Consider the following 14,555-nt stretch of genomic DNA (forward strand, 5'->3'; position numbering starts at 1 on the left):
AAAAATAAACCACTAGAAAAGACTGAACGTTGATTAAAATAACGTGATGATTTTAAAGTATAAGTTGGGCAGGTTTGGTGTTTGGTGTTTGGTGTTTAACATTATAGCTCATAACGACAGTCCTGTCAAGTAATTCCATGTTTTATTTAATTTTTTAAGTCTGTTCGAGCAAATTACAGTCGATTATTGTACTTAAAATCTGCTAAGAGTATAGTGATTGAAAATAATCTATGCAACTGATTTAAAAAGCTAAATTGTTAACTTTTGTAAATATTATTAGTGAGATAAGCTGTTAACGCTCTGTTTAAACCCTTCACCTCTCCTCAAATTCTTGAGTTTAAAAAGTGCGCTCTTCAAAGATATGCTATGCAGTCAATCTACATTCGATGCCTGATTTGTTAAAGGTTGAACGCAACTTATTGTATTTATACACTTATTGATAGGTACAATTTGTTACGTTGTATTTGTCAGATTATCAATGGTAACATCATAGGATTAATCTCCTCGACAAACTGCTTCTATAGCATGATATATATCTGTCCAATTATCATGATAAATAATACCATATGATGCAACATAAACTGGACTTGTATACTTTGTGTCTACACCTCTATCTGCTGTCCATATTCCTCTATCTCCCCACAATCCTACGTTATATTTCTTTAACATCCCCCATTCTCCCATAAAATTACCAACTGAACGAACCCAACCATCATTACTATTGGGGTTTTTCATTATTATTTCATCTGATTTATACATATATTGTTGACGGAAGTTGTCATCCAATGCTTCATGTAATCGCACTCGGTTAGGATTATAGTGTCCTACATTATCAGGAGGAAGTTCTCTTCCTGTACAATAATCTAATACATAAAAAGTCAGTTTATCTGTAAACTTTTCGAATGCTCTTGAATCTTTTTTTGCTTCTGATTTAACATTGGTATATGTCATACGTTTACCTCCTTTCGATGGCCATTTACTCGGTACCGGGATCGTAAAACTATCTATCCAAAACCAATCTCGACCGTTAAAATACTCCATAGTTATTACCGGCGTACCATTTTGAATAAATTGCCATTTTTTTTCTGCCGCATAATTAACCGTGCAGTTTTCACCATAACCACTGATGGTCGATAACCATATTTTGCCACCCCCATTATGTGAATAACAGCGATAACGACTTTGGTCTGCACCTGCACCTATTAACGTAAATGCCGCATTTTGAAAACCCGTGGTCGGGAAACCACTCCAGCGTGAAAAGCCCCAAAAGTTATGAAATACATTTCCGTCATAACCACCATAATCGTCCATATCATTTGGTCTTAAATAGCAGATACTGGGATTATAGGGAATGACGGTATATTCCACCCAACTATTACCATAATAACGATTATTCGGTACACCATAAGGGGTATTAGCTTTAATATCCCTAACCTCTACTCTTAATTTATAAGGCCCACCGCAGCCCCATAATTCATTACCTAACCTATCATTCGGAATTTGTACGCCATTTTCATACCATGTCGCTTTTAGATAACCTGATATATATCCACCCGCTTCATCACCATCTGCATCACCAATATAAAGAGAAGGGATATGATGAGCATTACCATCACTGATGACACTATGGGACAAGACTTGATTAAAATGCATACCGGGAGGTGCTTTGATGGCAACCCCGGCATCCCAGGCGCTTATCCAATTATAACCACCTTGACCATTAGGAAAATTCAAACCTATTATTTGACGCAAATCAGTTAAAGGGTTAAAACCATCACCTAATATAATATAGGGAGAATTCCCGGTAATAACTTTGACGGTACTGGCTCTTAGGGATGTTAGTGCATAACTACTTGATGAAAAGAATAAAACTAAAGTAACGGCGAAAACACTAAAAAGTGGCGAGAATAAAAATAACCTTAAAAATCGAGGAAAAAATAAATTATTAGAAAAGACTAAACGTTGATTGCAATAACGAGATGAATTTAAAGTATAAGTTGGGCAGGTTTGGTGTTTGGTGTTTGGTGTTTAAAATTATAGTTCATAACAACAGCCTTGTCAAGTAATTCCATGTTTTATTTGGCTTTTTTAAGTTAATTTAACTAAATAACAGCCTATTATTGCGCTAAAAATCATCTAAAAGTATAGTGATTGAAAATAATCTATGCAACTGATTTAAAAAGCTAAATTGTTAACTTTTGTAAATATTATTAGTGAGATAAGCGGTTTAATCATATTTTTCCCTTTTAAAAACCCTCTCTCCTCAACTTTTTTTGATTAAAATAGCTCTCCATAAAATTATTTTTGTGACTTTTTAAATATAGAGGGCTATTGCTGAGACACACTATTTTCAAGGCGATTTAGAAAAAATATGCTATACTACTGCTTTATTTAAAATAGTAGAGAGATTATTTTGCAACAATCATTACAAGATTTTATTATTGATAAAATTGATGACCTTAAAGGCAAAGATATTGTTACCCTTGATGTTCGAGGTAAATCAAGTATTACCGATTATATGATTATCTGTACAGGCACATCTAACCGTCATGTTGCATCAATAGCAGGTCACTTACTTGATGAAGCAAAAAAACAAGGCCATCTTGTATTAGGTAGTGAAGGCCAAAATGATGCTGATTGGGTGGTAGTTGATATGGATTCTGTCATTGTACATATCATGCAAGAACAGAGTCGGCAACTTTACGAACTCGAGAAACTTTGGAGTTAGTGACGTGAAAATACAGCTTATTGCTGTTGGCAATAAAATGCCCAATTGGGTGACCACTGCTTTTAATGATTACCAATCCCGTTTCCCCAAAGATATGCCTTTAGAACTGATTGAAATACCAGCAGGAAAACGGACTAAAAATGCTGATATTGTGCGAATTTTAGATAAAGAAGGTGAATTAATGCTAGCTGCATGTGGCAAAGGTAATCGCATTGTCACACTGGATATTCCAGGCAAACCTTATACAACCCACGATTTAGCAAAACAACTTGAACGTTGGAAAACCGATGGTCGTGATGTCAGTTTGTTAATTGGCGGTCCTGAAGGTTTGTCGCCAGCATGTAAAGCGGCGGCTGAACAAAGTTGGTCATTATCACCTTTAACATTGCCTCATCCATTAGTACGAGTAATTGTTTCTGAAAGTCTTTATCGTGCATGGAGTTTAACGGCTAATCATCCTTATCATCGTGAATAGATCGGATAATAAAATGAGTACTATTATTTTAGATTTGCAAATTGCCTGTGAGCATCATGAGAATCTACCAACAGAACAACAAATTATGCAATGGCTAGAAGTGATCTTACCGCAGTTTATGGATAATGCCGAAATTACTATACGTATTGTCGATAAAGAAGAGAGCCAACATCTTAATTACACTTATCGTAATAAAGATAAACCGACAAATGTTTTATCATTCCCATTTGAATCACCAATTGAAATTGATGTGCCATTACTCGGTGATTTAGTGATTTGTAAGCAAGTGGTTGAAATCGAAGCTAACGAACAACATAAATCATTAACATCACATTGGGCACATATGATTGTTCATGGATGTTTGCATTTATTAGGATATGATCATATCCTTGACGAAGAAGCTGAAGAAATGGAAAATATCGAAATCGACATCATGGCACAATTAGGTTTTGATAACCCTTATCAACTAATTGATTAAATAAGTGTGACTAATAATCTGTTTAGATATTAGAACAATAACAATAAATCGAACTATATTTGATATTACAAAAAGGAAGAGAGCAAAATGAGTGATGATAATCACCGGAGACCCAAAAAAGGGTTTACATTATGGTTAAGTCAATTATTCAATTCAGAACCAAAAGATAAAGAAGAACTGATCGAAGTTATTCGTGAGGCTGAAGAAAATCAACTCATTGATCCTGATACCCTCGATATGATCGAAGGTGTAATGGATATAGCCGATCAACGCGTTCGTGATATCATGATACCTCGCTCTCAAATTGTAACAATCAAAGATAATTTCACCCTTGATGAATGTTTAGATATTATTTCTGAACATGGTCATTCACGTTATCCAGTAATTAGTGAAGATCGAGACCATATCGAAGGGGTACTATTAGCCAAAGATTTACTCATTTATATTCGACAAGGTGTCAAGGATTTTGATTTGAAAAAGATCCTAAGACCAACTGTTGTCGTTCCTGAAAGTAAACGCGTTGACCATATGTTAAAAGAATTCCGCATGCAACGCTATCATATGGCAATGGCCATTGACGAGTTTGGTGGTGTTTCAGGCTTAGTCACTATCGAAGATATTTTAGAACTTATAGTTGGTGATATCGAAGATGAATACGATGAAGTTGAAGATCGCGATATTCGCCGTTTATCACAATCAGTTTATTCTGTCCGTGCCCTTACTCCTGTAGAAGATTTTAATGAAATTTTTGCCACCACGTTTAGTGATGATGAAATGGATACTATTGGCGGATTAGTCATGCAACATTTTGGACGTTTACCAATCCGAGGCGAAACGATTACTATTGATGGTTATCAATTTAAAGTAACCATTGTTGACCGAAGACGTATTATTCAATTGCATGTCACCATCCCTGAAGATGCAAACATACCTAATTTAGAGCAATCAGAAAATGCTTAAACAAATTTTATTAAGCTTTATCTTTGGTGCAATTGCGGTATTTAGTTACGCACCCTTTCATATCTGGCCACTTGCATTTGTAGCATTTGCCGGCCTTTTGTGGTTAATCGCTGATAAACCGAAAAAGAGAGCAATGCTTATTGGTTTTAGCTGGGGTATTGGCTATTTTTTAGCGGGTACTCATTGGGTTTATATAAGCATTAAACAATATGGTGAAGTACCAACATCGGTAGCAGTAATTATTTTAGGACTACTAATCGCATACTTAGCATTTTATCCTATGTTATTTGCATTATTGCTAAGAGTATGTGATCGTTTCGCACCAAAATTCTCGATAAAACAATTGGTTTTGCTCACCCCTATTTTGTGGCAGCTTACTGAATTTTTACGAGGCTATATTTTAACCGGTTTTGCATGGTTAGAACTAGGATATAGTCAACTAGATAGTCCATTGAGAGGCTACTTCCCGATAGTTGGAATAAATGGTGTCACATTAATATTGACTATCTGCTGTGGTTTAATCATCTATTGTTTAAATATGGCATTGAATCGCTCCCCTAAAAAGCACACAATTGGTGCAATTTTCGCACTATTAATGCTCTTTATTGCACCAATATCATTCAATTTAATTAATTGGACAACAATTGACCACAGCCGCTCTGCTGATTTTAGCTTAATTCAAGGTAATATTTCACAATCTCTTCGCTGGACTAAAGAGCAACTAAATAAAACTCTGCAAACATATGGCTCATTGACTGAACAAAATCTCGCTAAAGATAAAATTATTATTTGGTCTGAGGCAAGCATTACCGATTACGAAATCAATCAGCAACCTTTCCTCCAGTTTTTAGATAACGAAGCAAGAGCAAATAATAGTGAAATAGCTGTTGGTATTATTGATTACCGTTTAGGAAATTACGGTTATCAAGAGAACCCTAATATTTATAACACATTGCTAGTGTTAGGTGGAAAAACACCATATCAATACCCTAACACCAACCGTTATCAAAAACATCATCTGGTACCGTTTGGTGAATTTACTCCTTTAGAATCATTACTTGATCCTATTGGGCAAATGCTTGATATACCAATGTCATCCATGCAAGCTGGTGCTGAAAAACAACCACCACTTGAGATAAAAGGCTTCAAATTTACTACAGCAATTTGCTATGAAGTTATTTTATCCAATTTGATTTTAAACAACTTTACCGCAGACACAGATTTTTTACTAACTGTGTCTAACGATGCTTGGTTTGGTAACAGTATTGGCCCCAAACAACATTTACAAATGGCACAAGCAAGAGCCTTAGAGTTTGGCAGACCAATGATTCGTAGTACCAATACAGGCATTACAGCAATTATTGATCATCATGGTCAAATTGTTGAACAATTACCACAATTTCAAACTCAGGTTTTAAATTACAAATTATCCCCCACTGTTGGTTTAACCCCTTATGCAAGGTTTGGAAACCTTTTCTATTATCTGATTATTTCAATATTATTTATTTTGATTTTTGTAAGAAATCGTCGCTAAGCAATATTTTGGCATAAATATTGCTTATATAATATTGAAATTCAAAAAATTGGCTATGTTAAGAATTGGTAAAAATCATCGAATTTCTTGACGATAGCTTGTCCTTTTAAACGATAAATAAACAGTAAAAAGTACTTTTATGCTAAAAAATAAGTTATAATATACGCCCTTTGTAAAAATATTAAATTTATTTAATATGATACAAATTAAACAGTAGGAGATGAGTATGTACAAAAAGACAAAACTAACCAAATTAGTGTTATCATTAGCAATGCTAGGCCTAATGAGTGGTGCCGCTGTTGCAGAGGAACTAAGTGGTACATTGGCTAAAATCAAAGAAAGCGGTGTGATTGTTGTTGGTCATCGAGAGTCTTCTATCCCATTTTCCTACTATGGTGAAAAACAAGAAGTTATCGGTTATTCTCAAGATTACTCTAACCTAATTATAGATGCAGTTAAAAAAGAACTAAACTTACCGGATCTTAAAGTTAAATATTTACCAGTTACCTCTAAGACTCGAATTCAATTACTAAATAACTATACCTATGATTTTGAATGTGGTTCCACAACAAACAATCTTGAACGTCAAAAGACTGTAGATTTTTCTGACAGTATTTTTATTGTAGGTACCCGATTCCTTGTTAAAGCAGATAGTAATATCAATAGTATTGAAGATTTAAAAGGAAAAAATGTAGTGACTACCGCTGGTACTACATCTGAAGTCCGTTTAAATCAAATTAACAATAAAGAAAAATTAGGTATTCGTATTATTACACCAAAAGATCATGGTGATGCATTTAATGCTCTTGAAACTGGTCGTGCTGAGGCATTTTTAATGGATGATGCACTTTTAGCCGGTGAGCGTTCACGTGCAATTAACCCAGCTAAATGGAAAATTGTCGGTGAGCCATTATCTTATGAATCTTATGGTTGTATGTTAAGAAAAGGCGATACCCAATTTAAACAATTAATGGATAAAACCATTGCTGATGCCCAAAAATCAGGAAAAGCATTAGAATCTTATAACAAATGGTTCACTCAACCTGTTCCACCAAAAGGAGCGAATATGGCTCTAACAATTTCACCAAAAATGGTTGAGCTTTTTGCAAATCCAAATGATAAAGCATTAGATTAATACTTTTCTCATCTTTCTAATCCTATGTACTAAATGTATGTTGCATTTAGTACATAATCTAATTTAGTGAAATAAATATATTATGAGTTTCAATTGGACACTATTTTTTGAATCCACCCCGTATGGTGATGGAATTTATTTAAACTGGCTTTTTGACGGTATTATTGTAACCGTTTCATTAGCAGTTACTGCTTGGATTATTGCATTCATACTAGGATCACTAGTGGGAATCTGCCGAACATTAGAAAATAAATTTCTAAATCGTTTTGCAGCCGGTTATATCCAACTATTCCGTAATATCCCATTACTAGTACAAATGTTTTTATGGTACATGTTATTTCCAGAAATTCTATCTGGAAGTTTAAAAACATGGTTTATATCTGGTTTATCACCTGATGTCAGTGCATTTATCACGGCGGCAATTGCTTTAGGTCTGTTTACTTCTGCACGTATTGCAGAACAAGTTAGAACCGGTATTCAAACTTTACCCATAGGTCAGCGTTATGCCGCTATTGCACTTGGTTTAACAAATCGACAAGCATATATGTATGTTCTACTACCTAATGCTTATCGTCGTATTATTCCACCACTAACGTCTGAAATGACCAATATCATTAAAAATTCATCAGTTGCATCCACCATTGGATTGATAGATTTGATTGGTCAAATAGATCGCATTAACGATGCAACTAACAGCATTGTTGAAATATTATGTGGAGTAACGATTGCATTTATGTTGATAAACTATGCAGTACTAACCATTATGCGTTTTGTTGAAAAACAAACCCGCTTACCTAATATGAATCATGGAGGATAACATGCAACTACTAAATTGGATTGCAGATATACCTTCATTGGTATCAGACAATTATCATCTACTATTAAGTGGGTTATGGTTAACCGCTAAAATTACATTTACCGCCGTCGTATTTGGTATTGTTTGGGGGACAGTATTAGCTTTAATGCGTTTATCAAATAATAAAATACTAAATATTTTTGCAAAATGTTATGTCAATTTATTCCGTTCCATTCCATTACTATTAGTTTTGTTATGGTTCTATTTAGCGTTACCACAAGTTATTAAACATATATTTAATTTACCGCCTTATGCTGATGTTAGGATTGTTTCAGCAATGATCGCATTTGCTTTATTTGAAGCAGCTTACTATTCTGAAATCATTCGTGCAGGGATTAATGCGGTTGCTAAAGGTCAATATCATGCGGCTTACGCATTAGGTATGACCAAAAGTCAGGCAATGCGTTTGATAATATTACCACAAGCATTTAGATCAATGGTGCCATTGTTGTTAACACAAGGTATTATCTTGTTCCAGGATACCTCTTTGGTTTATGTGATGAGCTTAATTGATTTATTTGGCGCCAGTGTTACCCAAATCGGTACGGTTCAGGGTGGCACTGTTAAATATTCAATGATTATTTTTGCAGCAATAAGTTACTTTATAATTTGTTATACTGCTTCTCGTTTAGTTAATTATTTCAAGAAAGGGATAAGTCGATGATCTCCTTAGAAAATGTATCAAAATGGTACGGAAAATTTCAAGTATTAAAAAACTGTACTACAAGAGTAGGTAAAGGTGAAGTTGTTGTTGTTTGTGGGCCTTCTGGTTCAGGTAAATCAACACTAATCAAAACCGTAAATGCTCTAGAACCTATTCAACAAGGTAAAATTATTATTGATGGTACTGAGATTACAAATCCATCGACTAATTTAGCAAAACTGCGTTCAAAAGTGGGAATGGTATTTCAACACTTCGAGCTTTTCCCTCATTTAACAATTTTGAAAAATTTGACACTTGCTCAAATTAAGGTATTAGGCCGATCAAACGAAGAAGCGCGTGAAAAAGCGCTATCGCTATTAGATCGTGTTGGTTTATTGGCTCATGCAGATAAATTCCCAGCTCAACTATCTGGTGGTCAACAACAACGTGTTGCAATCGCTCGAGCACTATGTATGGATCCTGTCGTTATGCTATTTGATGAACCAACCTCGGCTCTTGATCCAGAAATGGTTAATGAAGTACTAGATGTTATGGTTGAATTAGCTTATGAAGGCATGACCATGATGGTTGTTACCCATGAGATGGGCTTTGCACGTAAAGTTGCACACCGAGTAATCTTTATGGATGCAGGTGAAATCATTGAAGATACCTCAAAAGAACAATTCTTTACCAATCCACAATCAGATCGTGCTAAAGACTTTTTAGCTAAGATCATTCACTAATAGATAAAAAAGCACCAGCTATAATACAATAAGTTGGTGCTTTATCTATATCAGCAATAATTTAAGTGTCGCTACTATTGTAGAACATTTTTTATTTGTTCAACTAAGCCACTTTCTCGATGTATTTGACTTTTCACTACACGATCTAAAATTTTAGCATCAGAATAAATTGAGACTGTTTTTTTAGCCCTTGTTATTGCCGTATAGAGTAATGATCGATTAAGTAGTGGCGAAAATTCTGTTGGTAGAATGATATTAACATGATCAAATTCAGAACCTTGAGATTTGTGGATCGTCATTGCATAGGCTGTTTCATGCTCCGGTAATCGATAGGGAGAAAAGCCTTTAATAGAACCATCAGAAAAAGGGAAATAAACCCGTAATTTTGAGTGATCATGTTCAGCCATAAGAGTGATACCAATATCACCATTATATAAACCTAATGCGGTACTATTGCGTAAGATCATAATTGGCCGACCAATATACCATTGATCACGATTATTTAATTTAATCAATTTATGTTTGGCTAATAATGATTCAATTTGCTTATTTAACCCACCTACCCCAAATTTACCTTCACGTACAGCACACAGTAAACGACACTCAGCAAATTTACTTAAAACATTGGCAATATCATTATTTTGATGATGTTTAATAGCATTTAGATAATTTTTATAATGTGCTACACAATCATCTAAAACAGCTTGGTAAGTTTGACTTGAAGATAATTCATAATAACAAGCATCTGGTAAAGCTTTATTGGCTAGCAGTTTTTTAACCGCTTGCAATTGACCTTCTTTAACGGCATTAGCCAACAAGCCTATTCCTGAAGACTCATTAAAGCGATAACTTTTTTTCAATAAACAGATACTATCAGTAATCATGCTTGCTGGTTGGTCTGCGATTGGAATAGTATAGCCAGTTAATTGATTTAGTTCATCAGCCCTAGATTGACTATATCCATTTAAAATAAAGTCACATAAGTCACCAAATACTGCACCGGCTTCAACAGAAGATAGCTGATCTTTATCACCCAATAAGATTAAGCGAGCACAATTAGGCAGAGCCTCAATAATTCTTGCCATCATATTCAGATCAACCATTGACGCTTCATCAACTACAAGAACATCAATATGTAATTGGTTGTGTTTATTATAATTAAATGAGCGATTATCAGTTTTTGCACCTAATAAACGGTGCAGAGTCACGGCTTCAGTTTGAATATTTAATGATTCAAAAGATAACTGTTCAATTGCTCGACTGAGAGATTCGGTTAACCTTGATGCAGCTTTGCCAGTTGGTGCTGCTGCCACGATTCGCGTGGTAGGATCATTTAAGACTATTCCTGCTAAGATTTTAGCTACTGTGGTTGTTTTACCTGTACCTGGGCCACCTGAAATAATGGCAATTTTACGAGTTAGCGCCACCGCAACCGCAATTTTTTGCCAATCAATAGTTGTATTATCATCAACAAATAGTTGGTCGAGAATATTTTTTAAGTCAATCGGTTTACTTGATGTAATATTCAACTGTGGTTGATTAAAAAACTGTGCAACATGACGTTCATCTAGCCACATACGTTGAAAATAAAGTTTATTTTCAATAAAAATAAGTGGCGCAAGTTGCTTCCCATCACTTACTACCTGTTTATATGAAGCTACACAGAGTACATTAACCCAATCTTCAACTGTTGGAGCATTGAGTTCCTGCCAAAGTTGTGGATCGATAAATTGTTGATTCAGGCGAGTAATATCAAGACAAACATGACCTGACCTGACTTCCTGACTTAACGATATAATTAAAAAGGCAAAACGTTTACTAATAATTTCATCGTTGCCATCAACTTTATTGACCAAAAATTGTGCCAAATGAAGATCGAGTAAACTTATCTGACTATTCTGTTTAAATTGCTCAAACCAATTAGTTAACATTGTTTGTACTTTATTTTATGAGGTTTATAAACCATATATATCTTTTTCTTTATCATTTGGATAAGTGAGTTTAAAGCTTAAATTAAGATCTTTAGTTTCACTTGGATTTAAAGTAAATCGCCAAGTTAATAATCCGGTTTGTTTATCATATTGAGCACCATCATATTTAGCATCATCAAGTATTACGGTTTTATTTAAAATCACCGGTAGCTGATCATTAACTACGATATCAATTGGCAATATTTTATTATTTTTGACATCAATAGTATAAGCATACTTTTGTGAAATATCATCACCAAATAGTGATGGAGTTGAGGTTTCTTTAACATTACGATTGCGGGCGATTAAAATGTTTTTATCACGTCCTAATGAAAAATCCAATGTCTCTTTAGCACTTTGGGTTGAGATAGTTGTCTCACCAACAAAATCTCCATTAAAGAAGATATTGGCTTTTCCTGAGAATAGATTCAGTTTATCCCAGTCTCTTATCTGTGCTAGTAAATAAACACTACTATCTAATTTAGGCGTTGAAATATAATGATAATTAGCTTCAACTTCATTTGTTTGCAATGTAAGAATATTATTTTCACTATTGGTTTTGATAGTATAAGGTAATTTAACATCAAATTGGGTATTGATACCTAAAGTATTAACTTTGGTATTTTGGCCAGGCTCTACCAATCTTGATTTTGATTCTCGTTCGTAATATTCTTCTTTCTCGGACTTGGAAAAAAATAGACCACTTTTTTCACTATAAACATCAATATACCATGGATTAATTTCAGGGGCAGATATACCTTTACTCGGATTAGAGGTTGATAAACTAAAATCGACATTTTGCCAATCTAAACCACTGTTTTGATAAATTGCTGCTTTATAGGTCAATTGTAAAGGCGAATTAATATCGGCAACTCGGACATCATAAATCGGTTCCCAACCAGCTTCAGAGGTAACATATGAAAGTGTAATAGGTAATGTAATATCTTTATTGGAAATGACTTTGACAACAACTGCATTATGTAATTTGTCAGCTTCTTGCATTTCATCTATTTGGGTTTGGCATTGTTTAATTTGTTCATCTAACCAATCAATTTCTTTTTGTAATCGACTTTGCTCATTTAATGTCACAGTTAGATTAGCTTTTACAAAATCTAGTACATTTTTCATGGCAATTAAATCAGCAGATTCACTTTTAACTAAGCTATCTAAGCGATTACCTTGCAAAAGTGAAACTTGTTCATTCACCACTTTTAGTTGAATTTCTACAATATCATGCTTTTCTTGTAACTGTTGCCTATTATCAATAAGCTTTTGAATATCTTGACTATTATTTACATTTCCAGCATATTTATTATTTAATGATGTCGACAATACTTTGACATCATTATTACCAAAACCAACATTGATTGAATCAGGCTTAACATTATTTGCGATACCTGTTAATATGATTTCACTTTCACCTTTAGTTAATGAAACAGTGGATTGTCCTTGCAATTCGGCACCTTGTAAAAACAAAGTTACTTTATTTAATGTAACATTATTATTTGCCCAAGCACTTCCTGAAATTAATGCAATAGCCAATGCAATTTTGTGAATTTTCATATTAGCAGTTCCCTATATCATGATGATTTTATTTATTAATCTATTAAATATAAATTAATAAAAATATAATTATCTACAGTTTTTTATGATCAAAAAATATTCATTATTTTATATTTAATCAGCATAAGATTTAAATTACAAATCAAAAATATTTATTTTTTGTTTAGTATATTGAACATTTATAAAAAATGATGTAAATTTTGTTACAGATAAAAAACAAAAAGGAGGCGGTATGGATGGTTTCAATTATTTAAAAGCAGCCATAAAACGCAAAAACTTATCATTACAGACTGTTGCTGATGCTTGTCAGATGACTAAAGGTTATTTGAGTCAATTGATCAATGATAAAATTAAAAATCCAAGCGCACAGAAATTACAATCACTGCATCATTATTTACAAATAGACTTAGCTAGCAAAAATAAAAAAGTTGGAGTGATTTTTGGAAAATTTTATCCATTGCATACTGGTCATATTTATTTGATTCAACGTGCAATTAGCCAAGTTGATGAACTTTATATTATTCTTTGTTCCGATACTATCCGGGATATGGCGTTATTTGAAGAAAGTGCTATGTCACGCCAACCAACGATCAATGATAGGATTCGTTGGTTGTTACAAACATTCAAATATCAAAAAAATATCCATATTGAACTTTTAGAAGAAGATGGTATTCCGGCTTATCCAAATGGTTGGAATGAATGGAGTGATAGAGTCAAAAAATTATTTAAAGAAAAAGGCATTAATCCTAGTTGCGTCTATTCAAGTGAACCACAAGATGTAGCCATGTATAAAGATTTATTCGATTTAGACACAGTACTTATCGATCCTACTCGGCAATTTATGCAAGTCAGTGGTACTCAAATTCGTCAAGCCCCATTAAAAAATTGGCAATATATACCAACAGAAGTGAGACCATTTTTTGTGAGAACGGTAGCTATTCTTGGTGGTGAATCAAGCGGTAAATCGACATTAGTAAATAAATTAGCCAATATGTTTAATACCACTAGTGCTTGGGAATATGGCCGTGATTATGTATTTTCTCACCTTGGTGGCGATGAACGAGCATTGCAATATGCTGACTATGATAAAATTGCATTAGGGCATGCTCAATATATTGATTTCGCAATAAAACATGCTAACAAAGTGTCATTTATTGATACCGATTTTATTACGACTCAAGCGTTTTGTAAAAAATATGAAGGTAAAGAACATCCTTTTTTACAAGCTATGATCAATAATTATCGATTCGATCTAGTTATCTTATTAGGTAATAACACACCGTGGGTTGCTGACGGATTAAGAAGTTTAGGCAGTCCAAAACAACGAAAAGATTTTCAACAATTGCTGATCTCATTGTTAAAAAAAAATCATATTAAATACATCCAAATTGATTCACCAGATTATGAAGAGCGTTATTTGCGAAGTATCGAACTAGTCAATCAACTTATTAATGATGAAGAGTAATGATT

13 protein-coding genes are annotated in these 14,555 nt (G+C 33.8%); 10 read left to right on the plus strand and 3 right to left on the minus strand.

The features are described from left to right. Nucleotides 1-495 precede the first annotated feature (495 nt). Complete coding sequence (locus H3T56_RS00915; protein ID WP_165601595.1) at nt 496-1,734, minus strand: hypothetical protein; 1,239 nt, start codon at nt 1,732-1,734, stop codon at nt 496-498. A gap of 676 nt (nt 1,735-2,410) precedes the next feature. On the opposite strand from H3T56_RS00915, the gene rsfS reads away from it, so the two are divergent. The 9 genes from rsfS to H3T56_RS00960 all read left to right on the plus strand — a co-directional run bounded on the left by rsfS (nt 2,411) and on the right by H3T56_RS00960 (nt 9,552). Continuing rightward, nucleotides 2,411-2,728 carry a ribosome silencing factor gene (gene rsfS / locus H3T56_RS00920; RefSeq protein ID WP_034902136.1) on the plus strand — a complete coding sequence of 106 codons (318 nt, stop codon included), beginning with the start codon at nt 2,411-2,413 and terminating at the stop codon, nt 2,726-2,728. Nucleotides 2,729-2,732: 4 nt separating this feature from the next. Then, entirely contained in the window at nt 2,733-3,203 is a 471-nt protein-coding gene (rlmH, locus tag H3T56_RS00925) for a 23S rRNA (pseudouridine(1915)-N(3))-methyltransferase RlmH (RefSeq protein ID WP_065651767.1), read from the plus strand. A 13-nt stretch (nt 3,204-3,216) separates the two neighbouring features. Beyond that, on the plus strand, nt 3,217-3,681 hold the full coding sequence (gene ybeY, locus H3T56_RS00930; protein ID WP_198191794.1) for an rRNA maturation RNase YbeY: 465 nt from the start codon (nt 3,217-3,219) through the stop codon (nt 3,679-3,681). 87 nt (nt 3,682-3,768) lie between these two features. Next, entirely contained in the window at nt 3,769-4,641 is an 873-nt protein-coding gene (gene corC, locus H3T56_RS00935; RefSeq protein ID WP_034902143.1) for a CNNM family magnesium/cobalt transport protein CorC, read from the plus strand. Next, nucleotides 4,634-6,175: an apolipoprotein N-acyltransferase gene (lnt, locus tag H3T56_RS00940; protein ID WP_198191795.1), complete on the plus strand. Its 1,542-nt coding sequence runs from the start codon at nt 4,634-4,636 to the stop codon at nt 6,173-6,175. The genes corC and lnt overlap by 8 nt, the downstream gene beginning before the upstream one ends. Nucleotides 6,176-6,401: 226 nt before the next feature. Then, a complete protein-coding gene (locus H3T56_RS00945) occupies nt 6,402-7,310 on the plus strand; it encodes a glutamate/aspartate ABC transporter substrate-binding protein (protein WP_198191796.1) in 909 nt (302 codons plus the stop codon). Between the two features lie 82 nt (nt 7,311-7,392). Continuing rightward, entirely contained in the window at nt 7,393-8,127 is a 735-nt protein-coding gene (locus H3T56_RS00950; RefSeq protein ID WP_065578633.1) for an amino acid ABC transporter permease, read from the plus strand. Between the two features lies 1 nt (nt 8,128). Beyond that, nucleotides 8,129-8,830, plus strand: a complete 702-nt coding sequence (locus H3T56_RS00955; protein ID WP_034902150.1) for an ABC transporter permease subunit — start codon at nt 8,129-8,131, stop codon at nt 8,828-8,830. After that, the gene (locus H3T56_RS00960; RefSeq protein WP_034902152.1) at nt 8,827-9,552 is read left to right on the plus strand and encodes an amino acid ABC transporter ATP-binding protein; all 726 of its coding nucleotides are present in this window, start codon (nt 8,827-8,829) and stop codon (nt 9,550-9,552) included. Before H3T56_RS00955 ends, H3T56_RS00960 begins: the two co-directional genes overlap by 4 nt. Before the next feature lie 74 nt (nt 9,553-9,626). Here the strand turns inward: H3T56_RS00960 and recD are convergent, their stop codons facing one another. Both recD and H3T56_RS00970 read right to left on the minus strand, forming a co-directional pair. Then, nucleotides 9,627-11,483 (minus strand): exodeoxyribonuclease V subunit alpha, encoded by a 1,857-nt coding sequence (gene recD, locus H3T56_RS00965; RefSeq protein WP_198191797.1) that lies wholly within the window; start codon nt 11,481-11,483, stop codon nt 9,627-9,629. A gap of 24 nt (nt 11,484-11,507) precedes the next feature. Beyond that, nucleotides 11,508-13,085 (minus strand): DUF4139 domain-containing protein, encoded by a 1,578-nt coding sequence (locus H3T56_RS00970; RefSeq protein WP_034902154.1) that lies wholly within the window; start codon nt 13,083-13,085, stop codon nt 11,508-11,510. A gap of 232 nt (nt 13,086-13,317) precedes the next feature. Here H3T56_RS00970 and nadR point away from each other — a divergent pair, with 232 nt between their 5' ends. Continuing rightward, the gene (nadR, locus tag H3T56_RS00975; protein ID WP_086320561.1) at nt 13,318-14,550 is read left to right on the plus strand and encodes a multifunctional transcriptional regulator/nicotinamide-nucleotide adenylyltransferase/ribosylnicotinamide kinase NadR; all 1,233 of its coding nucleotides are present in this window, start codon (nt 13,318-13,320) and stop codon (nt 14,548-14,550) included. Nucleotides 14,551-14,555 lie beyond the last annotated feature (5 nt).

This window comes from Gilliamella sp. W8123 (genome assembly GCF_016101085.1).
Taxonomy (GTDB): domain Bacteria; phylum Pseudomonadota; class Gammaproteobacteria; order Enterobacterales; family Orbaceae; genus Gilliamella; species Gilliamella apis.